The sequence below is a fragment of the Microbacterium sp. 5K110 genome (assembly GCF_005774735.1).
Classification (GTDB): domain Bacteria; phylum Actinomycetota; class Actinomycetes; order Actinomycetales; family Microbacteriaceae; genus Microbacterium.
This window is the reverse complement of sequence record NZ_VBUM01000007.1, coordinates 1-22,177: the sequence shown is the minus strand read 5'-3', so window position 1 is coordinate 22,177 and position 22,177 is coordinate 1. Positions and strand designations below refer to the sequence as shown.

20 protein-coding genes, 1 tRNA gene and 1 pseudogene are annotated in these 22,177 nt (G+C 70.7%); 8 read left to right on the top strand and 14 right to left on the bottom strand.

Annotation, left to right across the window (positions count from 1 at the left end):
• Nucleotides 1-56: 56 nt before the first annotated feature.
• Nucleotides 57-1,460, bottom strand: a complete 1,404-nt coding sequence (locus FE256_RS03370; RefSeq protein WP_138172823.1) for a phosphotransferase — start codon at nucleotides 1,458-1,460, stop codon at nucleotides 57-59.
• Nucleotides 1,461-1,524: 64 nt separating this feature from the next.
• On the opposite strand from FE256_RS03370, the gene nudC reads away from it, so the two are divergent.
• Both nudC and FE256_RS03360 read left to right on the top strand, forming a co-directional pair.
• Complete coding sequence (gene nudC / locus FE256_RS03365) at nucleotides 1,525-2,436, top strand: NAD(+) diphosphatase (RefSeq protein ID WP_138172822.1); 912 nt, start codon at nucleotides 1,525-1,527, stop codon at nucleotides 2,434-2,436.
• Nucleotides 2,433-4,187 (top strand): ATP-dependent helicase, encoded by a 1,755-nt coding sequence (locus FE256_RS03360; RefSeq protein ID WP_138172821.1) that lies wholly within the window; start codon nucleotides 2,433-2,435, stop codon nucleotides 4,185-4,187. Before nudC ends, FE256_RS03360 begins: the two co-directional genes overlap by 4 nt.
• Before the next feature lie 739 nt (nucleotides 4,188-4,926).
• Here the strand turns inward: FE256_RS03360 and FE256_RS03355 are convergent.
• Nucleotides 4,927-6,363 (bottom strand): zinc-dependent metalloprotease, encoded by a 1,437-nt coding sequence (locus FE256_RS03355; protein WP_252370887.1) that lies wholly within the window; start codon nucleotides 6,361-6,363, stop codon nucleotides 4,927-4,929.
• 125 nt (nucleotides 6,364-6,488) lie between these two features.
• Here FE256_RS03355 and FE256_RS03350 point away from each other — a divergent pair, with 125 nt between their 5' ends.
• On the top strand, nucleotides 6,489-7,628 hold the full coding sequence (locus tag FE256_RS03350) for a YlbL family protein (RefSeq protein ID WP_138172820.1): 1,140 nt from the start codon (nucleotides 6,489-6,491) through the stop codon (nucleotides 7,626-7,628).
• Between the two features lie 43 nt (nucleotides 7,629-7,671).
• Complete coding sequence (locus FE256_RS03345; protein WP_138172819.1) at nucleotides 7,672-10,602, top strand: UPF0182 family membrane protein; 2,931 nt, start codon at nucleotides 7,672-7,674, stop codon at nucleotides 10,600-10,602.
• Nucleotides 10,603-10,713: 111 nt separating this feature from the next.
• Here the strand turns inward: FE256_RS03345 and FE256_RS03340 are convergent, their stop codons facing one another.
• Genes FE256_RS03340 through idi form a run of 7 tightly spaced genes read right to left on the bottom strand, consistent with a single transcriptional unit; the run spans nucleotide 10,714 to nucleotide 16,304 of the window.
• The gene (locus FE256_RS03340; RefSeq protein ID WP_138172818.1) at nucleotides 10,714-11,607 is read right to left on the bottom strand and encodes a prenyltransferase; all 894 of its coding nucleotides are present in this window, start codon (nucleotides 11,605-11,607) and stop codon (nucleotides 10,714-10,716) included.
• A complete protein-coding gene (locus FE256_RS03335) occupies nucleotides 11,604-11,912 on the bottom strand; it encodes a lycopene cyclase domain-containing protein (RefSeq protein ID WP_138172817.1) in 309 nt (102 codons plus the stop codon). The genes FE256_RS03340 and FE256_RS03335 overlap by 4 nt, the downstream gene beginning before the upstream one ends.
• Nucleotides 11,909-12,268 carry a lycopene cyclase domain-containing protein gene (locus FE256_RS03330; protein ID WP_138172816.1) on the bottom strand — a complete coding sequence of 120 codons (360 nt, stop codon included), beginning with the start codon at nucleotides 12,266-12,268 and terminating at the stop codon, nucleotides 11,909-11,911. The genes FE256_RS03335 and FE256_RS03330 overlap by 4 nt, the downstream gene beginning before the upstream one ends.
• Nucleotide 12,269: 1 nt before the next feature.
• On the bottom strand, nucleotides 12,270-13,826 hold the full coding sequence (gene crtI / locus FE256_RS03325; protein ID WP_138172815.1) for a phytoene desaturase family protein: 1,557 nt from the start codon (nucleotides 13,824-13,826) through the stop codon (nucleotides 12,270-12,272).
• Nucleotides 13,823-14,692, bottom strand: coding sequence for a phytoene/squalene synthase family protein (locus FE256_RS03320; protein ID WP_138172814.1), 870 nt, complete (start codon nucleotides 14,690-14,692; stop codon nucleotides 13,823-13,825). Before FE256_RS03320 ends, crtI begins: the two co-directional genes overlap by 4 nt.
• Complete coding sequence (locus tag FE256_RS03315) at nucleotides 14,689-15,756, bottom strand: polyprenyl synthetase family protein (protein ID WP_138172813.1); 1,068 nt, start codon at nucleotides 15,754-15,756, stop codon at nucleotides 14,689-14,691. The genes FE256_RS03320 and FE256_RS03315 overlap by 4 nt, the downstream gene beginning before the upstream one ends.
• On the bottom strand, nucleotides 15,753-16,304 hold the full coding sequence (gene idi / locus FE256_RS03310; RefSeq protein WP_138172812.1) for an isopentenyl-diphosphate Delta-isomerase: 552 nt from the start codon (nucleotides 16,302-16,304) through the stop codon (nucleotides 15,753-15,755). Before idi ends, FE256_RS03315 begins: the two co-directional genes overlap by 4 nt.
• Nucleotides 16,305-16,334: 30 nt before the next feature.
• Here idi and FE256_RS03305 point away from each other — a divergent pair, with 30 nt between their 5' ends.
• Nucleotides 16,335-16,847, top strand: a complete 513-nt coding sequence (locus tag FE256_RS03305) for a MarR family winged helix-turn-helix transcriptional regulator (protein WP_138172811.1) — start codon at nucleotides 16,335-16,337, stop codon at nucleotides 16,845-16,847.
• Here the strand turns inward: FE256_RS03305 and FE256_RS03300 are convergent.
• The 4 genes from FE256_RS03300 to FE256_RS03285 all read right to left on the bottom strand — a co-directional run bounded on the left by FE256_RS03300 (nucleotide 16,831) and on the right by FE256_RS03285 (nucleotide 19,027).
• The gene (locus FE256_RS03300) at nucleotides 16,831-17,487 is read right to left on the bottom strand and encodes a formylglycine-generating enzyme family protein (RefSeq protein ID WP_138172810.1); all 657 of its coding nucleotides are present in this window, start codon (nucleotides 17,485-17,487) and stop codon (nucleotides 16,831-16,833) included. The two genes, FE256_RS03305 and FE256_RS03300, sit on opposite strands and share 17 nt — an antisense overlap.
• Nucleotides 17,484-18,392, bottom strand: coding sequence for an SMP-30/gluconolactonase/LRE family protein (locus FE256_RS03295; RefSeq protein ID WP_138172809.1), 909 nt, complete (start codon nucleotides 18,390-18,392; stop codon nucleotides 17,484-17,486). The genes FE256_RS03300 and FE256_RS03295 overlap by 4 nt, the downstream gene beginning before the upstream one ends.
• 88 nt (nucleotides 18,393-18,480) lie before the next feature.
• Entirely contained in the window at nucleotides 18,481-18,885 is a 405-nt protein-coding gene (locus tag FE256_RS03290) for a cupin domain-containing protein (RefSeq protein WP_138172808.1), read from the bottom strand.
• Between the two features lie 68 nt (nucleotides 18,886-18,953).
• A tRNA-Met gene (locus tag FE256_RS03285) sits at nucleotides 18,954-19,027 on the bottom strand.
• Between the two features lie 106 nt (nucleotides 19,028-19,133).
• Here FE256_RS03285 and FE256_RS03280 point away from each other — a divergent pair.
• Entirely contained in the window at nucleotides 19,134-19,646 is a 513-nt protein-coding gene (locus tag FE256_RS03280) for a DUF6328 family protein (protein WP_138172807.1), read from the top strand.
• Nucleotides 19,643-20,449, top strand: a complete 807-nt coding sequence (locus FE256_RS03275) for a carbon-nitrogen hydrolase family protein (protein ID WP_138172806.1) — start codon at nucleotides 19,643-19,645, stop codon at nucleotides 20,447-20,449. Before FE256_RS03280 ends, FE256_RS03275 begins: the two co-directional genes overlap by 4 nt.
• 70 nt (nucleotides 20,450-20,519) lie before the next feature.
• Here the strand turns inward: FE256_RS03275 and FE256_RS03270 are convergent, their stop codons facing one another.
• A complete protein-coding gene (locus FE256_RS03270; RefSeq protein WP_138172805.1) occupies nucleotides 20,520-21,725 on the bottom strand; it encodes an aminotransferase class I/II-fold pyridoxal phosphate-dependent enzyme in 1,206 nt (401 codons plus the stop codon).
• 152 nt (nucleotides 21,726-21,877) lie between these two features.
• On the opposite strand from FE256_RS03270, the pseudogene FE256_RS03265 reads away from it, so the two are divergent.
• Nucleotides 21,878-22,177: pseudogene (locus FE256_RS03265) on the top strand (hypothetical protein); the annotation flags it as partial.

The window sequence follows — 22,177 nt, the reverse complement described above, 5'->3', positions numbered from 1 at the left end:
GTGGCGCGACGACGCGATGCGTCCGTGGGTCGCGCCCCGCAGGGTGTCTCGCGTGCTCAGGCCCCGTCGCGGGCGACGCCCCAGCGGCGGAGGGCCGCGCGGCTCGCGCGTGCGGCATCCTCTTCGTCGTCGATCGCGTCGTGCGCGGCGCCCTCCGCGCCCGCCGCCGGAGCGGCGTCGCGCGTCGTCGCCGGCTGGTCGGTCGTCGATCCGTCCGCACGGTCCGCGGAGTCCGGAGCCGGTGCCGCGGGCGTCCATCCCTCGAGGTCGATCGGAGCGGTCGGCCCGGGTTCGTCGGCGTCGGCGTCGGTGACACCGAACGCCCCCTCCGCGGTCACGGGGTCCTGAGCCAGGGCCTCGGCGAGCGCGGCGGCGGCCGCCTCGCGGTCGCGTTCCGCGGAGAGGTACAGCGACAGCGCTTCGGGGTCGTAGGCGTCGGTCTGCATCGAGGTGTCGACCGCCGAGGCCGCGGTGGGCGGAACACGTTCGACGAGCGCGAGCGCGTCGTCGATGTCGGAGCGGGTCGAGGGCACGATGTGGTCGCCGCGGACGCCGTCGGCGAGCGCCTCGAGCAGGGCCACGGCGTCGGCGACGACCTCGGCCTCGCCCTCGTCGTGACCGTGCACCAGCCACTTCGCGAACTCCAGCTCGGCGTACAGCCGCGCTCGTTCACGCAGCAGCGGGTCGGGGGAGCGTTCGCCGGCCGCGGCGTAGCCGTCGTACACGTCGTCGGTCGCGGTGGGCGCCGAGGCGAGCCAGCGCAGGTCGACGGCCGGGTCACCGACGCTCAGCCCCGACCAGTCGAGCATTCCGCTCACGTGGGGCACACCGTCGGCATCGTCGACGAGGAGCACGGAGGAGCTCGTCGCGCCACCCAGCACCACCGCGGATTCGAAGCGCCACAGGTCGGGCTCCTGCAGGGCACGCCGCCACCGCATCATGAGCCCGTCGGGCACGCGCCCGGTCGCGTCCGCGCGGTCGAGGAGGCGGGCGACGTCGTCGCGCACCTGCTCTGCGGACCGCACGGGCAGCCCGTCCGTGCGGACGACGGAGACGGGAAGGGAGTGGACGGCGGCGAGGGCGCCGCCGATGGCGGGCGCGTAGCCGGGGCCCTTCGGCAGCTCGACGGGATCGATCCGGTAGCCGTCGATGACGTCGACGACCAGGATGCGGTTCTCGCCCGAGCCGGCTTCGCCGATCACCTCGGGCGCGGCGAACGGCAGAAGCGCGCGAACGCCGGCCGTCAGAGCGTGCAGCGCCCGGGACTCGGCGGCGAGTTCGGCGGCGGTGTCCTCGGTGGCCGGCATCCGGACCACGACGGTGCGCCCGTCCTCGAGCGAGATGAGCGCGGAATCGAATCGACCGCCGGCGTTCTCGGTCAGAGGCGCGGCACTCGTCACACCGATGCGGGGCAGGGCCGTCGTCGCGGACGCGGCTAGAGTGAAGGGCGAGCGTGCCATGCCCCCAGGGTAGGTCGGTCGCTCGCCCGATCCCCCCGCGCCACGCCCTTGAGAGAGGTGTTCGATGCCGCTGCCCGCTCCGCCGCTGCCCGATCGATGGCCGGGAGGCGCGTTGGACCGCTCCGGTGCCGAGCGCGACGTCGACGGACTGCTCGATCGTGCGCGGGCCGCCTCCGACACACGCGTCCTCGTCGTCCACGCCGACGCGGCGCCGGTACGGGATTCGCGACTGGCCACGGTTTCCGTCCCGTCCCTCGGCCAGGTTCGTGAGTGGGCGTTCCTGGGGCGCGCGTCCGACGGTGCCGCTCTGCTGTTGGCCGTCGTCGAGGACGAGACCGGAATCGTCCTCCCACCCGACGCCCTCTGGGCGCCGCTGCGCGCGGTCGGTGGCGATCTGGCCGCCGAGGAGGCCGAGATCCTGGGAACGGCGGTCGCGCTCGCGGGCTGGCTGCGCGACGCAGCGTTCTGCCCGGCGTGCGGGACGGCGACCGTGCTGCGCCAGGCCGGCTGGTCGCGGCACTGCCCGAACTGCGGACGGGAGCACTTTCCCCGCACCGATCCGGCGGTCATCGTCCTCGTCTCGTCCGCGGACGACCCCGATCGTGTGCTCCTCGGTGCCAATGCGGCGTGGGGCGGGAACCGGTACTCCTGCTTCGCCGGGTTCGCCGAGGCGGGGGAGTCGCTGGAGGACACCGTCGCGCGCGAGGTGTGCGAGGAGTCCGGCGTCCGCCTTGAGGCCATCGAGTACCGCGGATCGCAGGTGTGGCCGTATCCACGATCGCTGATGCTCGGGTTCCGTGCGCGGGCGATCGATGACGACGAGGCACGTGCCGACGGCGACGAGATCGTCGAAGTGCGCTGGTTCGACCGCGACGAGATCGGTGCGGCTCTGCGCGGCGAGACCGCCGTGCAGCTGCCCGGAGCGGCATCCATCGCCCACCGGCTCATCGACGACTGGTACCGGGAGCGCTCGTGACCGTGGAGCCCTTGAGCGGTCTCGACGAGCACCAGCTCGAGGCCGTTCGCGCGTTGCGGGGGCCGGTGTGCGTCCTCGCGGGCGCCGGTACCGGCAAGACCCGCGTCATCACGCGCCGGATCGCGCACGGAGTGGACACCGGCGCGTACTCGCCGCAGCGCGTGATGGCCGTGACGTTCACGGCGAAGGCCGCGGGAGAGATGCGTGGTCGCCTCCGGGCGCTCGGTGTGACGGGGGTCTCGGCGCGGACGTTCCACGCGGCGGCGCTCGCCCAGGTGAACTTCTTCTGGCCGAGCCTGGCCGGCGATCAGGCACCGACGATCATCGACAACAAGGTCCGGATGCTCGCCCACGCCGCCGACGGCGTCGGGCTGTCTCCGGACACCGCGACCCTCCGGGACGTCGCGGGCGAGATCGAGTGGCGCAAGGTCACGATGCGTTCCATCGAGAAGTACGCGACCGACCGGCCCGGCGGCGTCGGGAGACTGAACGTCGATCAGGTCGTGGCGCTGCAGCGCGCGTACGAGAAGCTCAAGGACGAGCGACGGCAGATGGACTTCGAAGACGTTCTGCTGACGTGCGCCGGAATGATCGAGGCCGAGCCCCGCGTCGCTGCGGCCGTCCACGAGCAGTACCGGCATTTCACGGTCGACGAGTACCAGGACGTCTCGCCGCTCCAGAACCGGCTGCTGGAGCTCTGGCTCGGCGACCGGCGCGACCTGTGCGTGGTCGGCGACGCGAGCCAGACCATCTACTCGTTCACGGGGGCCGATTCGCGCTATCTGCTCGACTTCGCGCGCGCGTACGAGGACGCACGTGTCGTCCGTCTCGAACGCAACTATCGCTCGACCCCCGCCGTGCTGGCGGTCGCCAACGACCTCATGCGCGGGCGGGCGGGGGCCCTCGAGCTCGTGGCGGCGGCGACCGACGAATCCCCGGTTCCCACCGTCCGCGCTTTCGAGGACGAAGAGGCCGAGGCCGAGGGAGTGGCGGCAGCGATCGCGGCGAGCGTGCGTGGTGGCGCCGATCCGCGCAGCATCGCCGTGCTCTACCGCTCCCACGCGCAATCGGCCGTGCTCCTCAGCGCACTGGCGAAGCACTCGATCGCGGCCACGGTGCTCGGCGGCAGGAAGTTCTTCGACCTGCCCGAGGTCCGTCAAGCCCTGATGGCTTTGCGCGCCGCGTCCGTGGCACCGATGGAGACGGGTTTCCTCGCCACGGTGCGCGACGTTCTGCGCAGCATCGGGCTCAGCGACGACCCGCCCGCGGCGGGAGGGGCCCTGCGCGACGCGTGGGAGGCCCGGGCGGCGCTCCTGCGGCTCGCGGAGGAAGCCCCGGAGGGCACCGATCTGCGGGCGTTCACGGATGACCTCCAAGCGCGCGCGAAAGATCAGCACGAGCCGGCGACGCGCACCGTGACCCTCGCCACGCTGCACGCGGCGAAGGGGCTGGAGTGGGACCACGTGTACCTCATCGGGGTGAGCGAGGGTCTGCTTCCGATCTCGTACGCGACCACGTTCGAAGCCGTGGACGAGGAGCGACGACTCGCGTACGTCGGTGTCACGCGGGCCGCGCGAACCCTGTCGGTGAGCTGGTCACGCGGTCGCGGCCGGTCCGAGCGGACGCCGTCGCGCTTCCTCCGAGAGATCGGCAGCGGCAGTCTTCGCTCGGCTGATGCGTTCGCCAGACCCGCTGGAGCGAGTCGACGCGGAGGAGCAACGACCGGGTCACCGGGTCGATCGGGCCGCTGAGCAGATGCCGAGCGGCCCGCCCGGCCTCGGCCGCGAGGGCCGGGTCGATCGCGGGTCGCGGTCGTGCCAGCAGTTGCGCGGCGATCAGCGGCCAGGACGAGTCCTGACGCCGGCGGTCGGCATCCAGGCACGCCAGGCACGCGGTGCGGCCGGGGGCGATGAGGGGGCCGACGACGGCGGAGGTGCCATCGAGGACGAGCGGCAGGTGCACGACATCGTGGCGCACGAGTTCGACGGCACGCCGCGGATCCACGCGGTGGGCGGCCAGCAGGAGGACGCGCGCCCCGGCCGGGACCGGGTGGCTGTCCCGCCCGGCCCAGTCGAGGCGGCGCGTGCGCGGGGGGAGCGCCGCGAGCACGGCGCGGACGGCCGATCCCGGAAGGTCGTCGGCGACCTGGACGATCAGGGGAGGTGTCCGGCGTCGTCGGGAGAGCGCCGGTGCGAGCCGCCCGAGCAGATCGTCGGCGTCGCTATCGGCGCCGCCGTGCAGACGCACCACCGCACGCAGCGCGGCCCGTGACGTCCCGGCCTCGAGCGCCGTGAGTGCGGCATCGGTCCACGGAGCGGAATCGGTGAGGTACGCGCGTGCCGGGGAACCGAACTGCACGGTGGCGTCGTCGCGCCAGAGCGGGGGAGCGGAGGGATCGAGTCGGAGCATGCCCCGATGATGGACCGCCGACGAGGTCCGCGACCGTTCTCCCCAGGGAGCGTGCGTGCGCAATCCCCTGGGGAGGAGGGTTCAGACCGGTCGCTGGTCCCCGGGTGTCGGGTCCTCGTCGTCGTCGGTTCCGGACGTGTTCGACGGCGGCGCCGCATCGGGCGAGTCGCCGCGCGCGGCATCCCGGTCGGCGGCGGTCTCTTCGGCGATGAGCTGGGCGAGGGCATCGTCCATGGCATCCGACGGGGCCGACTCGCCGCGCGACGTGGCCGTGAGCCGGGCGACGAGGCCCGCGGGGTCGTCGATGTCCTGGGCGGAGGGCATGAGGTCGGGGTAGTCCCACAGGGCGTCGCGATCCGCGACGCCGACGGCGTCGGTGACGGCGCGCCACATCGCCGCGGCCTCGCGCATGCGACGCGGGCGCAGCTCCAGCCCCACGAGCGAGCCGAGTGCCTGCTCGGCGGGCCCACCCACGGCGCGGCGGCGGCGGACGGCCTCGGCGATGCGAGCTGCCGAGGGCAGCCGTGACGTCGCGTCCTCGGTGACGACGTCGACCCAGCCCTCGATCGTCGCGAGCAGGTTCTCGAGCCGGGTCAGCGCCGCGGTCTGCTCCTCGGACCGCTGCGGCAGCAGCGCCCCGCTCTCGAGGGCGCTGCGCAGTTCTTCGGGCTGGGAGGGGTCGAACCGTGCCGCCATCTCTTCGAGGGCGTCGGTGTCGACGCGGATGCCGTGGGCGAAGTCGCGCACCTGCGAGATGACGTGCAGGCGGAGCCACCGGGCGTGCCGGAACAGGCGCGCGTGGGCCAGCTCGCGAGTGGCGAGATACAGCGCCAGCTGGTCCTCGGGGATCTCGAGGTCGCGGCCGAAGTCGGCGAAGTTCTGCGGCAGGATCGCCGCGTCGCCGTCGGGCATGACGGGGATGCCGACATCCCCACCGCCGACGACCTCGGTGGAGAGGCGACCGACGACGTGGCCGAGCTGCGTAGCGAAGAGCGAGCCGCCGACCGTGCGCATCAGGCGTCCGGCGCCCGCGATCATCTCCTGCATGTCGTCGGGGGCTTGCTGACCGAGAGCGTCGGTGAGCGCGTCCGCGATGCTGGTGGCGACGGGTTCGGCCAGCTCCTGCCAGACCGGGAGCGTGGCGGTGACCCACGCGCCGCGCGTCACGACCTTCGGGGGATGGGGAAGGTCGGCGATCGTCGTCGCCTCGCCCAGCCACAGGGCGGAGAGCGAGAACGCCTGATCCAGGTCGGTGCGCTGACCCGCCGAGACGCCGAGGCCGTCCTGGTTGGCGATGTGCAGGGCCTGCCGTTCGGCGAGGCTCCAGTCGATGCCGTCCTGCGCCCCCGAGAAGGCGCCCTGCAGCTGATTCATGACCGCCTGCATCATCGCCGGGTCGATCTGCATCCCGGACAGGCGCGAGAGCTGTTCGGGATCCAAGCCCGAGGTGTCGCCGGACATCAGGCGCCGCATGAGCTCCTGGAACTCCTCCTCGGGGCTCCGGTCGTCGTCTGCCACTTCAGCCGCCTTTCAGCCGGGTCAGGGGGAACGCGATCTACGCTAGTCGCACGTTTCCTCGCTTCCCTCGGCTCGGCTCCACGCCGCTTACGCCGCGCGCGAACGACCCGGCAAAGGTAGGACCCGTGACCCTGTTCGACGAGAACGTCTCCGTCGTGCCCGCCCCGCGGCGGCGCCGGAGCCGATCGACGGTGTTCGGGCTGTGGTCCCTGGCCGTGGCCACCCTCATCCTGTTTGCGCTCACCTTCCTGCCGTCGCCGTACGTGATCCAGCAGCCGGGGCCCGTTCTGAACACCCTCGGCACCTCGCCCAACGCGGACGGCGAGGAGGTTCCCCTCATCACGGTCCCGAACGAAGAGGACACTCCTTCGGCGGGCCAGCTCGACCTGTTGACCGTCCAGGTGAACGGCAACCGCGAACGCACCCCCAGCTGGCTCGAACTGGCACTGGCCTGGTTCGATCCGTCACGGGCGGTCGTGCCGGTGGACCGCATCTTCCCGTCGGGTCAATCCACCGAGCAGCGCAACACCGAGAACGCAGCGCTCATGAGCGACTCGCAACTCGAGGCCTCCGCCGCCGCGCTGCGTGCGCTGGATTACGACGTGCCGCAGGACATCGTCGTCGGGACCGTCGACGACGCCGGCGCCGCGGCGGGCATGCTCGAGCTCGGTGACATCATCACCTCTGTCGACGGGACGCCCGTGACCACCGTCGACGAGGTCCGGTCCGCCGTCCAGACGGGTGCCGGCGCGCCCGTCAGCCTGGCTATCGACCGCAACGGTGCCGAGAGCTCGGTGTCGGTCACCCCGCGGCTCAGCGACGTCAACGGTCAGCAGCAGTGGCTGCTCGGGGTCGGGCTGTCACTCGGTTTCGACCTCCCCGTCGACGTCAAGATCCAGATCAACAACGTCGGCGGCCCGAGCGCCGGCATGATGTTCGCGCTCGGCATCATCGACAAGATGTCGCCCGGCGATCTGACCGGGGGGCAGCACATCGCCGGCACCGGCACGATCGACGCCGCCGGGAACGTCGGCGGCATCGGCGGCATCCGTCAGAAGCTCTACGGAGCCCGGGATGCCGGTGCGACCTGGTTCCTCGCGCCTCGGGCGAACTGCGGCGAGGTGGTCGGGCACGTGCCCGACGGCATCCGGGTCTTCTCGGTCTCGACCCTCCAGGATTCCCTGAAGGTCCTGGAGACCATCCGCGACGAGGGAGACCTCGATGCCCTGCCGACGTGCGACGCGACGAGTGTCGCGGGTTCGTAGCATCCACGGCTTTCCCCCAGAGGGCGACGCCTAGGATGGACGGGTGACCACGACCTCAGCGCCGAACCAGGCCACGCCCCCGAATCGTTCTCGACGAATCATCTCGATCTCGCTGGCGGTCATCGCCGTGCTGGTCGTGGCCTTCTTCGTCTTCGCGAACCTCTACGCCGACTGGATGTGGTTCTCGCAGCTGGGCTTCACCGAGGTGCTGACCACGCAGTGGATCGCACGCACGGTGATGTTCGCCGTGGGCTTCCTCGCGATGGCGGTGCCGGTGTGGGGCGCGATCCAGCTCGCTTACCGCCTGCGGCCCGTGTACGCGCGGTTGAGCTCGCAGCTCGACCGCTACCAAGAAGTCGTGGAGCCGCTGCGGCGCCTCGCGATGTGGGGCATCCCGGTGTTCTTCGGATTCTTCGCCGGGTTCGCCGCGTCCGCGCAGTGGGAGACGACCTGGCTGTGGTTCAACGGGGTCACCACGTCGACGACCGACCCGCAGTTCGGCATCGACACCGGCTTCTACCTCTTCGCGTTGCCGTTCTACACCACGGCCCTCGGCTTCGCTTCGGCCGTCGTCCTGGTCTGCCTGCTGCTGACGGCGGTCGTGTCGTACTTGTACGGCTCCGTGCGCGTCGGGCAGCGCGAGCTGCGCATCTCCAAGGCCGCACGCATCCAGCTCGCCGTGCTGGCGGGCCTGTACCTGCTGCTGCAGGGCGGGAGCTTGTGGCTCGACCGCTACACGACCCTGATCAGCCAGGAGGACCGCATCACCGGTCCCGGGTACGTCGGGGTCAACGCCGTCATCCCCGGTCAGACGATCCTTGCCATCGCCGCCGTCATCGTGGCCGTCGCGTTCTTCGTCACCGCGATCATCGGCCGCTGGCGCTACCCCCTGATCGCCACCGCGCTGCTGGTGGTCTCGGCGATCGTCGTCGGTGCGGCCATCCCGTGGGCCGTCACGACCTTCCAGGTGCGACCCAACCAGCTCGCGCTCGAGAGTCAGTACTACCAGCGCAACATCGACAGCACGAAGGCCGCCTACGGCATCGACGGCGTCGAGAAAGAGAACTTCGAAGCGACGACGACGGCCCAGGCCGGCCAGTTGCGCAACGACGCCGCCTCGACCGCGCAGCTGCGCATCATGGACCCCGCCATCATCGGTCCCACGGTGCGTCAGCTCGAGCAGTACCGCGCGTACTACCAGTTCGCCAATCCGCTCGACGTCGACCGCTACCAGATCAAGGGTCAGACCCAGGATGCCGTCGTGGCCCTGCGCGAGCTGAACATCGGTCAGCTCGGCGACGCCGCGACGTGGCAGAACAGCACCCTGGTCTACACCCACGGCTACGGCATGGTGGCTGCGGCGGGCAACGAGCGCACCGACGACGGCGACCCCGTCTTCCTCGAGCAGGCGATCCCGGGCACCGGGTTCCTGACCGACCTCAACTACGAGCCCCGCGTCTACTTCGGCGAGCAGTCGCCGCCGTACTCGATCGTCGGCGGCCCCGAGGGCGGCGAGGACATCGAGCTGGATTACCCGATCGGCGCCGACGGCGGCACGGAGACGCGCACGACCTTCCGCGGTGACGGCGGGCCCAGCGTCGGCAACGTCTTCACGCGCCTCATCTACGCCCTGAAGTTCCAGTCCGAGCAGATCCTGTTCTCGGACTACGTGAACCAGGACTCGCAGATCCTCTACGACCGCAATCCCAAGGATCGCGTGCAGAAGGTCGCTCCGTACCTGACGCTCGACAGCGACCCGTACCCGACGGTCGTGGACGGCCGCATCAAGTGGGTCATCGACGGGTACACGACGAGCGCGAACTACCCCTACTCCTCGAGCGTGTCGCTCTCGCGGGCGATCACCGACTCGAACACCCCCTCGCCGACGTACTCGCTCGACAACATCAACTACATCCGCAACTCGGTCAAGGCGACCGTGGACGCCTACGACGGCAAGGTCACGCTGTACGCGTGGGACGACCAGGACCCGGTCCTGCAGGCGTGGCAGAAGGTGTACCCGACCAGCCTCCAGCCGTGGAGCGAGATGTCGGCCGACCTGATGAGCCACGTGCGCTACCCGACCGACCTGATGAAGGTGCAGCGTTCGATGCTCGGCGTCTACCACGTCGACGACGCCCGCTCGTTCTTCCAGCAGGACAACCGCTGGACCACGCCGAACGACCCGCAGGACCCCAACACCCTGCAGCCGCCGTACTACCTGACCATGAAGATGCCGAGTCAGGACGCCCCGACGTACTCGATGTTCACGAGTTTCATCCCGGCATCCCAGGGCGGTCAGGCGCGCAACGTGCTCACGGGCTACCTGGCCGTCGACTCCAATGCGGGCGACCAGCAGGGGACGAAGCGCGAGGACTACGGACGATTGCGCATGCTCGTGATCGATGCGGCCACGACGGTGCCCGGACCGGGTCAGGTGCAGAACACCTTCGACTCCGACACCGCGGTCTCGTCGCAGATCAACATCCTGCAGCAGGGACAATCGCAGGTGCTCAACGGCAACCTGCTGACGCTCCCCGTCGGCGGTGGTCTGCTCTACGTGCAGCCCGTGTTCGTGCAGTCCTCCGGTGGCACGCAGCTCCCGCAGCTGCGGCGCGTGCTGGTGGCCTTCGGAGACAAGATCGCGTTCGAGAACACCCTGAGCGAAGCGCTGGACGCCCTGTTCGGCGGTGACTCCGGTGCCGATACCGGAGACGAGGCGGTGACCCCCACCGATCAGACCGACCCGGGCGGGGGAGGCACGACGGCTCCGACCGCACCCGCGGGCGACTACGCGGCGGCGCTGGCCGAGGCGCAGGCGGCGCTCACGGCGCGCCAGGCAGCCCTCACCAGCGGCGACCTCGCCGGGTTCGCCACCCAGGACGCGCGACTGACCGCGGCCGTGCAGCGCCTCATCGAGCTGCAGGACCAGGGACAGGGCGGAGGCGCCACGCCGGAGCCGACTCCGGCAGGCTGACCCCCGCTGCCGACGCAGAGACGCCGCCGCCCCTCGGGGCGCCGGCGTCTCTCGTCGTTTGCGGGCGCGAGCCACCCGCCGAGGCCCACCCGCCGAGAACCGGCCGCGGGGTCAGGCGGTCAGGAACCACCACCAGATCAGCAGCATCGTCGTGCCGAATCCGGCGATCTGGTTGAGCCAGAGGAAGCGGTTCCATCCGGCGGTGGCGGAGTCGGAGGTGGCATCCGTCACGTTCCGGTACGGCCAGCAGACCACGAGGTAGGGGAGCACGAGCAGCGCGGCGAGGGGGCCGGGCCACGCGGTGGCGAGCATCGCGACACCCGCGAGAGCGTAGGAGACCAGAGCGAACCGCACGGTCCACCGAGCGCCGCGCGCGGTGGCGATCGAGGAGATGTCGGCGGCGCGATCGGCTTCGACGTCCTGCACGGCGCCGAAGGCGTGCGAGGCGATGCCCCACAGCGCGAAGGCGATGATCACGACGACGAGCTGCCACGTCCACACGGCACCGGCCAGGACGAGGCCGTACACCGCGGGCGAGAAGAAGTGGATGCTGCTGGTGATCGAGTCGGCGAACGGCCGCTCCTTCAAGCGCAGCGGCGGTGCGGAGTAGAAGACGACGAAGAACAGGCTCAGTGCCAGCACGAGCCACGACACCGGCGACCCGACGACCACGAGGAACACCACGAACGGCAGGCACGACAGCGCCGAGGCCCACAGCGTGATCGGGTGCATGCGCTTGGCGAGGACGGCGCCGTGCGTCCCGCCCTTGCGGGGGTTCCTCAGATCGGATTCGTAGTCGAAGACGTCGTTCACGCCGTACATCGCGAGGTTGTAGGGCACGAGGAAGAACAGGATGCCGACGATGAGCACCGCGTCGAGCTGACGCGTCGTGAGCAGGTAGGCGGCGGCGAAGGGGAACGCCGTGTTGATCCAGCTGACCGGGCGCGACGACACGAAGAGCTCGCGCAGGATGCGACCGGGGGTGAGAGCAGCGGGGGTGGTCATGCGGGTTCCCTCCGAGCGGAGACGAGCGTGAAGATCGCGGGGATGAGAAACGCCGCGCAGACGGGATAGGCGAAGTCCTCGAGCGGGGCCAGACCGATCCGGAGTCCGCTGAGGTGTTCCGCCGGATACGAGAACAGGTCGACCGCGATCATGACGTTGTCGAAGACGGCCGTGAGCAGCACGAGCGCCAGAGCCGTCCACGCCGACGCGCGCATGCGGCGGCGGAAGCCCGGCCGACGGGCGCTGAGGAGAGTCACGACGACGGTCACGACCACGAACGGCAGGAGGATGACGGGGTACGTCACGGGGCGGACTCCTCGACGTCGTCGCGGGTCCGGTGCGCGGCATCCCGCTGGCGTCGCGCTCGCTCGAACACCGTCCACAGCACGAGCGCGAGATAGCTGAGGAAGAGGAGGAAGAACAGCTCCTCCAGGGGGAGGTGCGGCGCCAGGTCGATGCCCACGAACAGCGGGCTGTCGCCCTTGACGAACACCCCGGTGAGGATGCCGACGGCATCCCACGCGAGGAAGAACGCCGTTCCCAGGCCCACCGCGAGAGCGGTGCGCCCCGGGGCGGTGCGCAGCGCGAGGCCGTATTTCAGATCGATCGCGATCATGCCGGCCAGCGAGAACAGGATCGCGCCCAGGTAGATCCCGGGCACCTCAGACCGCCGCGCGGGCCGGCTCGTTCAGGGGCCCCGCGGTACGGTCGCCCGTCATCCGCTTGACCACGAGCTCCGCCGAGATCAGGCACATCGGAAGACCGATGCCCGGCAGCACGGACGTTCCCGCGTAATACAGGTTCGACACCTTGCGGGAGCGGTTCTTCGGGCGGAAGATCGCGCTCTGACCGAGCGTGTGGGCCAGACCGAGCGAGTTGCCGTGCCACGCGTGCAGGTCCGTGGCGAAGTCCTCGGGCGCGATGGTCCGGCGCACCACGATGCGCTCGGCGAAGTCCGGGATGCCGGCCCACTCGCCGATCTGCGCGATCACCCGGTCGGCCGCGGCTTCGATGCGGGCATCGCCGGAGCGGTCGACGCCGCCGCGACCGCTGACCGGGTCCGCGGGCACGGGTACGAGGACGAAGAGGTTCTCGAAGCCCTCGGGAGCCACGGTGTCGTCGGATGCGCTGGGGCGGCACACGTAGATCGAGGCCGGATCCGGGATGCGTTTGTTCTCGCCGAAGATGGCGTCGAAGTTCGTGTGCCAGTCGTCGGTGAAGAGGAGTGTGTGGTGCGTGAGCTGGGGGAGCTCGCCCGTGACCCCGAGCAGGAGCAGCAGTGCACCCGGGCTGGGCACGCGGTCCTTCCACCACTTCTCGGGATACTGGCGATCGCCCTCCTCGAGGAGCTGCGTCTCGGTGTGGTGGAGGTCGGCGCCCGACACCACGGCATCCGCGGACACGACCCGACCGTCCGCCAGCCGCACCCCGCGCGCGATGCCGCCGTCGGTGATGATCGACTCGACGGGGACGCCGGTCTCGATCTGCACACCGCGCTCGCGCGCCAGGCGCTCGATCGCGGCGATGATCTCGGTGAACCCGCCGCGGGGGTACAGCACGCCGTCGCCCAGATCGAGGTGGCTCATGAGGTGGTACAGGCTCGGCACCTCGAACGGCGAACCGCCGAGGAACACCGAGGGGTAGGCGAGGATCTGCTGCAGCCGCGGGTTCGAGAAGTCGCGGGTGACGCGCTTCCACAGCGTCTGGGTCAGCAGCGGGACGAGTGTCGGCAGCCGCTTGACGAGAGCGGGGTCGCGCAGGCCCTGGGTCGACGAGTAGGTGTCGTAGAGGAACTTCGACGTCGACAGCTCGTAGGCGTCCTTCGCGGAGTCGAGGTAGGCATCGACCTTGTCGCCCGATCCGGGCTCGTGCTCCTCGAACAGGGCGCGGACGGCGTCGCGGCCGGACACGACGTCGATCGGCTCTCCCTTTCCGGGAGGGCCGTAGACGCGGTACGCGGGATCCAGGCGTACGAGGTCGAGTTGCGCGGCGGCGCTGGTGCCCAGCAGGCGGAAGAAGTGGTCGAACACTTCGGGCATGAGATACCAGCTCGGCCCCGTGTCGAATCGGAAGCCTTCGCTCTCCCAGGAGCCGGCACGCCCGCCGAGCTGATCGCGCCCCTCGAACAGGTGCACGTCGTGTCCCTGGTCGGCGAGCAGGGCGGCGGTGCCGAGACCGGCGATGCCACCTCCGACGACGACGATGCGTTGCGAGGTCATGCGTGGGCCCCTTTCGGTGGGCGTCCGAGGAAGGCGCGCGCGGCGAGCGTCGCCTTCACACCGTCGGGTACACGGACGCGCGGCGCGCCCGCGGGAGTGCGACGCAGGCGCCGCGAGAGTTCGGCGAACAGGTCGTGCGCAGCGGTCACCGCGCGACGGCAGTCCGGCGGCAGGAACGGGACCGTGGCGGCGGCGGCGGCGAGGTCGGCGTCGATCCGGTCGAGAACCGCGATGCGTCGCTCGTCACCCGCTGCGCCGTCGAGGTAGTCGCGGCCGAGGCGGACAGCGTCGTCGTCGAGGTCGCGCAAGAAGTTGACGTCCTGGAACGCCGCCCCCAGACGCCGGGCACCGTCGACGAGGTCGGCGGCGGGCCGTGCCGGAGCCGACATCCCGGCGTTGAGGAACACCTGGAGGCACATGAGGCCCACGACCTCCGCCGATCCGTACACGTACGCGTCGTGCGAGGCGTCGTCGTGCGCGGCGGTGTCCAGGTCGGTCCGCATCGAGGCGAAGAAGGGGGCGATGAGGTCGTCGCCGATGCCGCACTCGCGCGCCGTGCGGGCGAAGGCATGCACGACGAGGTTCGCGCTGAAGCCCGAGGCGATGGCATCCCGCACCTCGACCTCGAGCGCGTCGAGCGCCGCACGTTCCTGGGCGGGGGAGAGCCCGGCGTCGTGCGCGGGGCCGTCGACGATCTCGTCGGCGACCCGCACCAGGGCGTAGATGTTCCGCACGTGGGGTCGGGGGCGCGGGCCGAGCAGACGGCAGGCCAGAGCGAATGACGTCGAGTATCGGTTGATGACCGCAGCGGCGGCGTCGTCGGCCGTGCGCGAATACAATTCGAGGCCGGTGGCGCTTGCGCTCACGGGACGCGTCCCTGGACGGCGTCGACGAGGTCGTGCAGCATGTCGCGGCACTCGTCGGGGAGCGTGGAGGCCGTGACGATCGCGCGGGCTTCGTCGAGCGTCTCACGCACAAGGCCTTCGAGTCGCGCACGCGCACCGGACGCGCTCAACGCGCGCTGCGCCGCGCGGATGGCGACGGGCCCCGTGTGAGCCTGGGAGAGCGCTTCGTTCACTTCGGGCCAGGACTCGGTTTCGCGTGCCAGGACGATCAGGTGCGTCTTTTTGGCCTCGCGCAGGTCGCAGCCCTCGTCCTTACCGGACACCTCGGACGACCCGAAGGCGCCGATCAGGTCATCGACGAGCTGATAGGCGAGCCCGAGCCGCTGCCCGAACCGCTCGAGAGCGGCGCGCACCGGGCGGTCGGCGCCGGCGAGCACAGCCCCGGCCTCGAGCGGCGCCGAGAAGGAGTAGACCGCGGTCTTGTCGTGCGTCGTGCGCAGGATCGTGTCGGCATCGACCTCGTCCGCCGACACGGCGTTCTCGACGTCGGCGAGTTCGCCCGCGGCCGAGATCAAGACGGCGTCCTCGACGAGACGCAGCAACTCCCCCCGGACCCCGGACGGCAGATCGGCGAGGGCGACGAGACGCCCCGCCTCGTGCAGCAGCAGGTCGCCGGCGAGGATACCGGCGGCGTCCCCGAGCAGTGCGGCACCGACGTCGTCCGCTCCGCGTTGGCGACCGCGCGCGCGGAACTCGCCGCCGACATTGGCCACGCCGCGCCGCTCGGTGTCGTGGTCGATGACGTCGTCGTGGACGACGAAGGCCGTGTGCAGCAGTTCGAACGCGGCGGCGACCTGGTAGACGGCGGTTCGGTCGCTCTCGCGGCCGCGCAGCGTGTCGAATGCGGCGACGACGAGCAGCGGCCGGAAGCGCTTTCCTCCCTCGGCAGAACGGGCGATGGCGGATGCCAGGGCGCGGGCGCCGTCTCCGTGTCCGTGGAGTCGCCGGGCCAGTCGCGCGATCACGGTGTCGATCGCGTCGTCGATGGCGGCGCGCGCGGTCGGCGTCGTGGAGAGTGCGATCATGACGCCGCCCTGATGGCAGCCGGGGGCGAGAAGAGGTGAAGCTGCTGGGCTTGGAGGACGAGCCACGGGCTGAAGGCCCAGGGTGTCGCCTCGAGTGCCGCACCCAGGTCGGCGGGATCGACCCAGCGGGACTCGGCGACTTCTGCCGGGTTCTCGCGCGGTTCTTCGTCGGTGCGGGCGACATACACCGGGCAGATCTCGTGCTCGACGATGCCGCTGGCATCGACGGCGCGGTAGCGGAAGAGAGGGAGGGCGAGTTCGACGTCGCGGATCGTCAGACCCACCTCGAAGGCGGCACGACGGTGGACGGCCTGCAGGACGGGCTCGGAGGGGGCGGGGTGGCCGCAGAAGGAGTTCGTCCAGACGCCGGGCCAGGTCTTCTTCTCCAGCGCTCGACGCGTCACCAGAACCTGGCCGGCGGCGTTCACGACGTGGCAGGAAAAGGCCAGATGGAGCGCCGTGTCGGTGCCGTGCACGCTCGCCTTGGGAGCGGTGCCGATCTCGTTGCCCCGGTCGTCCAGGAGGACGACATACTCGGTCTCGCTCATCGTGCCTCCTATTTGCTAGTTTAGCTAGCGATGTCTGCCGACTATATCCAGAGCGCCACGGGGGTGTCCACCGCGCCCGCCGGTAACCCGTTCTCTGGTACGAGAACCGGGGTGCTTCGCGCCCTGGAATCGGTCCGGGCCCTGAGTGATGCTCTCGACCGCATGAACAGCGGAATGAAGGGCGACATGGACATGAACGCCAGTGACTTGGCGACTCTGCGCATGCTGATCATCCGCGAGCAGCGCGGTGAGATGGTGAGCCCGCACGACGTCGCCTCGCACTTGCGCATCTCCACGGCATCCACGACGAAGCTCCTCGATCGTCTCGCCGCCGCGGGGCACCTCGAACGACGGCCCCACCCCTCGGACGGCCGCGCCCGCGTGGTCGCGCTCACGCCCAAGTCGCGGAAGGAGTTCTTCCGCCACTTCGGCGGGCACCTCGCGGCGATGCGCGATGTCGCCGAGAAGTACTCCGACGACGAACTGGCCACGATCGCGGCGTTCATCGACGAGCTCGGCATCGCCATCAGCGAGCGCGAGTAAGCGCGCCTCGCGCCACGCGCAGGCCGACATCGTCGAACACCGCGCGCGGACTCGCGCCGCGTCGAGCCGCGGCGCGCACCACAGCCCGGGCATCGCTCCACCCCCCACCCCGGAAGACCCGGGTGTCTCCCGTGTCGGGGTCGAACAGATCCCAGCACCACTCCGAGACGTTCCCGAGGATGTCGAAGAGACCGTGGAGGTTGGGCAGGCGTCCGCCGACTTCGACGGGGCCGCGGAGCCCGTCGCCCGCAGTCCAGGCGATCTCGGCGATCGGCCCGTAGGTCGAGCCGGTCGATCCCGCGCGGCAGGCGTACTCCCATTCGTCCTCGGTCGGAAGGCGGAACCCGTCGGCGTCGGTGTCCCAGTCGACGACCTCACCGTCATAGGAGTAGACCGGGTCGAGTCCCTCCCACTCGGAAAGGGCGTTGCAGAATCGCACCGCGCGCAGCCAGCTGACCTGGACAGCGGGCCGACGCGGGTTCTGCGCCGTGACCCCCACGATCTCGGCCATCTGCTCCTCGGTGACCGGGTACACCGCGATCTCGAACGCGTCGACCTCGATCTCGCGTCGTTCCGCCCCGCGCTGATCGCCCCGCAGGACCCGTCCCGCCGGAATCCGAGCCATCTCGACGTCGTTCATCCGAGCTCCACCATCCACAGGTCACTGTCGCCGGTGAGGAACAGGCGCCGTTCCCCGGTATCGAACGTGCAGTTGCTCACCAGGTGCGGCGTGGGAATGACACCCAGGCGTGCGCCCGCGTCGTCGACGATCACGACACCGGCCGCGCTGCTGATCCACAGCCATCCGCGGTGGTCGATCGCGAACCCGTCCGGGATGCCGGCATCCACCGTCGCGAACGTCCGTGGGGCGCCGAGGGTCTCTCCGTCCCAGCTGCAGGCGACGACGCCGGGCAGTCCGTCTTGGTGGGATTCCGCGATGTAGAGGGTCGTCTCGTCGGGGCTGAAACCCAGGCCGTTCGGAGCGTCGAGGTCGATCATGCGCTGCAGGGCGTGTCCTTCGCGCCAGCGGTACACGCTCTGGTGGCCGAGGGCTGATTCGGCCGGATACCCCTCGCGCGGATCGGAGATGCCGTAGGACGGGTCCGTGAACCACACGGCGCCTGCGGAGTCGACGACGAGGTCGTTCGGCGAGTTCAACGGCTTGCCGTCGTACGCGTCGACCATCACGTGGGTGCCGCGGTCGTCGGTGCGGCTGAGCGCGCGGCGGCCGTGCTCCGCGTGCAACAGGCGACCCTCGGCATCCACTGCGTTGCCGTTGGAGAAGGCCGACGGGTCGACGACGGCCACGACGCTGCCGTCTTCCCGCCAGCCGAGGGTGCGACGGCCCACCACGTCGCTGAAGACGAGCATCCGCTCGCGCTCCCACCACACCGGCCCTTCGGCCCACGTGGCGTCCGAGTAGAGCGAGAGCAGCCTGGCCTCGGGGGCGATGACGGCCCGTAGGCGGTTGTCGTAGACGCGCGGCGGGGTGACGTCGACGGGGGAGGGTTCCCGAGGCGGCTGGAGGACGCGTCCGTCGATCATCGAGTCAGTCCCGTCTGTCGGTCCATGTGCTCAGTCAATCGGCTTCCAGGATCCGAGGGAGACGGGTTGACGGCATCGGGCCCAGGAGTCAGCCGCCGAAGGGATGCGGTGTGGGCGCGGCCGGGGAGACCGTGAACTGGATGATCAGCTGCAGGCACGGCTCATCGCCGACGGTTCCCGACAGGTGCCCCACCTCGCTCCTGTCCGCCGTGTCCTGACCGAAGTGCAGGTCGCCCGGCCCCATCTCGACCCGCTCGCCGTCCTGAGTTTCCAGGAACCACCGCCCGCGCAGGGGCACCACCCACTGCGGATGCGGAGACGGGTGCCACTGACCCACCCACCCCACCGGGAGTGCGGCGAACAGCACGGCGCTGACCTCGCCCGGGAACGGCCGCGCCCACTGCGGGTCTGCGCCCCCTCCGACGCTCTGCAGCCCGGAGCCGGCGAGGACCGAAGCTTCCAGACGCGACGTCCCGTCGAGCCCGGTCCACATGCGCAGGAACGGAAGGACCGGCGGGAAAGGCGAAGGCCCCGAATCCGTAGATCCGGGGCCTTCATTTGTTGCGGGGACAGGATTTGAACCTGCGACCTCTGGGTTATGAGCCCAGCGAGCTACCGAGCTGCTCCACCCCGCGGCACAAGAGATAAATCTAGCATGGGTTTTGGGGCGTGTCCAATCGGCGCCGCAGACGGGCCGCGGAAGGCGTTGCCGACGGCCCCCAGACGGGCAATGATGCGGGGATGCTGACCCCCACCGGCGACTCCCGCGATGACCTGCAGGACGGCCGCCCCGAGAGCGCCGCGCAGCGCGCCGACCGCAACTGGTCCGACGTCCTTCAGGAACTCCGCGTCCTGCAGACCGGTACCCAGATCCTCACCGGCTTCCTGCTCGCCCTCGCATTCCAGCCGGCGTTCGCCGACCTCACTGCACCCCAGCGCGCCGGATACCTCGTCCTCGTCGGGCTGTCGGCTCTCACCGCGATCCTCGCCCTCGCCCCGGTGGCCCTGCACCGCGCCGTGTTCCATCGCGGCGTCAAGCCGTCCGCGGTGCGCTATGGCCACCGAGTCCTGATCGCCGCGATCGCCGCGCTGGCGGTGCTGCTCACCGGTGTCGTCGCCTTCGTCTTCGACGTTGTGGTCGGCATGGAGGCCGCCGTCGTCGCCGTGGTCGTGCTCGTGCTGGTGATCCTCGTACTGTGGGTCGTGGGCCCGGCCTTCCTCCGACGGGCCCGCGACGAGGAAGGACGCGGATGACGTACGACAGCGTGGGCGTGGCGGTGGCGCAGTTCGCCCCGACCGCGTCGAAGCAGACCAACCTGGATGCCATCGACGACCTCGTCCGCCGAGCCGGCGCCCGCGGAGCCCGGGTGATCGTCTTCCCGGAGTACTCCAGCTACTTCGTCGATCCCTTCGACGCGTCGCTCGCCGAGAACGCCGAAGACCTCGACGGACCCTTCACGACCGCCCTGAGCGCGCTCGCCGCCGAGCTCGACGTCATCCTGGTCGCGGGACTCGTCGAGCGCGCCGACGACGGCCGACGCGTGCGCAACGCGGTCGTGGCCGTCGCGGGAGATGGCATCCGGGCCGTGTATCGGAAGCTGCATCTGTACGACGCGTTCGGGCAGCGGGAATCGGACTGGGTGGAGCCCGGCGAGATCGCTCCGCCCGAGACGTTCGAGGCCGGGGGGCTGCGTTTCGGCCTGATGACCTGTTACGACCTGCGGTTCCCCGAGGTCGCTCGCACGCTCGCCGACGCGCGCGTGGACGTCGCCCTCGTGCCGGCGGAGTGGGTGCGCGGACCGCTCAAGGAACACCACTGGCAGACCCTGCTGCAGGCGCGGGCGATCGAGAACACGTTCTTCGTCGCGGGCGCCGACCACCCGCCTCCGCTCGGCGTCGGTCACTCGATGGTGATCGACCCGCAGGGCGTCGCCTTGGCGACGATCGGCACGGCCACCGACGTCGCCGTCGCGCACATCGACCCCGGCGCGATCGCCCGCGTGCGGCGGGTGAACCCGGCCCTCGACCTCCGCCGCTTCCGCGTCACGCCGCGCTGAGAGCGGTCCGGCCGCATCCGGCACGCCACGCCATGCCGCGCCCGCGGCCCGATGACGACGTGCCCCGGCCCTACGCGGGCGACAGTGCGGCGAGCCGGCTCACGGCCTCGGTCAGCACCTCGACGCGCTTGCACGCGGCGAATCGCACGAGAGTGGCGTAGTCGGCGCGATGGTCGGGCGACGCGAAGGCGGTCAGCGGGATGCCGACGACCCCGGCGCGCGCGGGCAGTTCGCGGCAGAACGTGTCGGCGTCGACGGCGCCGAGCGGGGCGGCATCCACCACCGTGAAGTACGACCCTCCGGGGCTGCTCACCTCGAACCCCGCCGCGCGGAGGCCGGTGCCCAGCAGGTCGGCTTTGGCCTTCATCTCGCCCGCGACCGACGCGAAGAACTCGTCCGGAAGGCGCAGACCCGTCGCGATGGCGGGCTGGAACGGCGACCCGCCCACGTAGGTCAGGAACTGTTTCACCGTGAGGATCGCCGACACGAGGTCGGCGGGACCGGTGATCCATCCCGTCTTCCAGCCGGTCAGCGAGAAGGTCTTGCCGGCCGACGAGATCGACACGGTCCGCTCGGCGGCACCGGGGAGGGTGGCGATCGGCACGTGCGGCCCGTCGAACACGAGGTGCTCGTACACCTCGTCGGTGACGATGATCGCGTCGTGCCGGTGCGCCAACCGCACCACCTCGTCGAGCACCGCGCGGGAGAACACCGTGCCGGTCGGGTTGTGCGGATCGTTGACGAGGATCACTCGGGTGCGGTCGGACACCGCGGATGCCAGCACCTCGAGGTCGGGTTGGAAGTCGGGCCAGCGCAGGGGCACCGGAACCAGACGCGCGCCGGCCAGGGACACGCACGCCGCATAGGAGTCGTAGTACGGCTCGAACACCACGACTTCGTCGTCCGGGCCGTCGATGAGGGCGAGGAGAGTGGAAGCGAGCGCCTCGGTGGCGCCCACGGTGACGAGGACCTCGCGCTCAGGATCGAGGTCTCTTCCGTAGAAGCGCCGCTGGTGCTCCGCGATCGCCTCGAGGAGTTCGGGGAAGCCGCGCCCGGGCGCGTACTGGTTCACGCCGTCGGCGATCGCGCGCCGCGCCGCCTCGAGCACGGCTTCGGGGCCGTCTTCGTCGGGAAAGCCCTGCCCGAGGTTGATCGCCCCGGTGGACGCCGCCAGCGCGGTCATCTCGGCGAAGATCGTGGGAACGGAGGTGCCGTCGGGAGCGATGAGACCGGCGCCGAGAGCGGTGCGGCGCCACGCGCCGGGGAGGTCGTGCATGATGCGGAAGCGTAGCGGAGGGCTTCGCCCGGGGCGCGATCATGACCTCGCATTCCGTTCCTGTGACACCCATAGACGCGACTCACCCTCGTCATAGGAAGCCCACAGCATCGGGGGTCATGGTGGGACTCGCCTGGAAGAAGGAGCATCACATGAGCGACACCACGGACGACCGTCCCGAGGGTACCGAGCACCGCACGAACAGCGACGCAGCCGCGCACGGCGCGGCCCCCACGTCGCACGAGACCACCGCCGCCACCGGTGGCACCACGCCGACGGAGGCTCCGACGCCCGCAGCCGCCGCCTCCGACTCGGCGCCCGCCGCAGCCGCACCGGCGATGCCGCCGGTGCCGACCACGTCGCCCGCCGCAGCCGCCGCCGCATGGCCGCCGCCCGGTGCAGGGCCTGCTGCCGCGCAGCCCGCGACCCCCCACCTCGGCACGCCCCAGCAC

What these genes read in the sequence shown, in the direction of transcription:
- FE256_RS03370 (WP_138172823.1), bottom strand. Translation starts at nt 1,460, where the DNA reads ATGGCACGCTCGCCCTTCACTCTAGCCGCGTCCGCGACGACGGCCCTG.
- FE256_RS03300 (WP_138172810.1), bottom strand. Translation starts at nt 17,487, where the DNA reads ATGAACGACGTCGAGATGGCTCGGATTCCGGCGGGACGGGTCCTGCGG.
- nudC (WP_138172822.1), top strand. Translation starts at nt 1,525, where the DNA reads ATGCCGCTGCCCGCTCCGCCGCTGCCCGATCGATGGCCGGGAGGCGCG.
- crtI (WP_138172815.1), bottom strand. Translation starts at nt 13,826, where the DNA reads ATGACCTCGCAACGCATCGTCGTCGTCGGAGGTGGCATCGCCGGTCTC.
- idi (WP_138172812.1), bottom strand. Translation starts at nt 16,304, where the DNA reads ATGAGCGAGACCGAGTATGTCGTCCTCCTGGACGACCGGGGCAACGAG.
- FE256_RS03275 (WP_138172806.1), top strand. Translation starts at nt 19,643, where the DNA reads ATGACGTACGACAGCGTGGGCGTGGCGGTGGCGCAGTTCGCCCCGACC.
- FE256_RS03270 (WP_138172805.1), bottom strand. Translation starts at nt 21,725, where the DNA reads ATGCACGACCTCCCCGGCGCGTGGCGCCGCACCGCTCTCGGCGCCGGT.
- FE256_RS03305 (WP_138172811.1), top strand. Translation starts at nt 16,335, where the DNA reads ATGTCTGCCGACTATATCCAGAGCGCCACGGGGGTGTCCACCGCGCCC.
- FE256_RS03295 (WP_138172809.1), bottom strand. Translation starts at nt 18,392, where the DNA reads ATGATCGACGGACGCGTCCTCCAGCCGCCTCGGGAACCCTCCCCCGTC.
- FE256_RS03340 (WP_138172818.1), bottom strand. Translation starts at nt 11,607, where the DNA reads ATGACCACCCCCGCTGCTCTCACCCCCGGTCGCATCCTGCGCGAGCTC.
- FE256_RS03280 (WP_138172807.1), top strand. Translation starts at nt 19,134, where the DNA reads ATGCTGACCCCCACCGGCGACTCCCGCGATGACCTGCAGGACGGCCGC.
- FE256_RS03290 (WP_138172808.1), bottom strand. Translation starts at nt 18,885, where the DNA reads ATGTGGACCGGGCTCGACGGGACGTCGCGTCTGGAAGCTTCGGTCCTC.
- FE256_RS03315 (WP_138172813.1), bottom strand. Translation starts at nt 15,756, where the DNA reads ATGATCGCACTCTCCACGACGCCGACCGCGCGCGCCGCCATCGACGAC.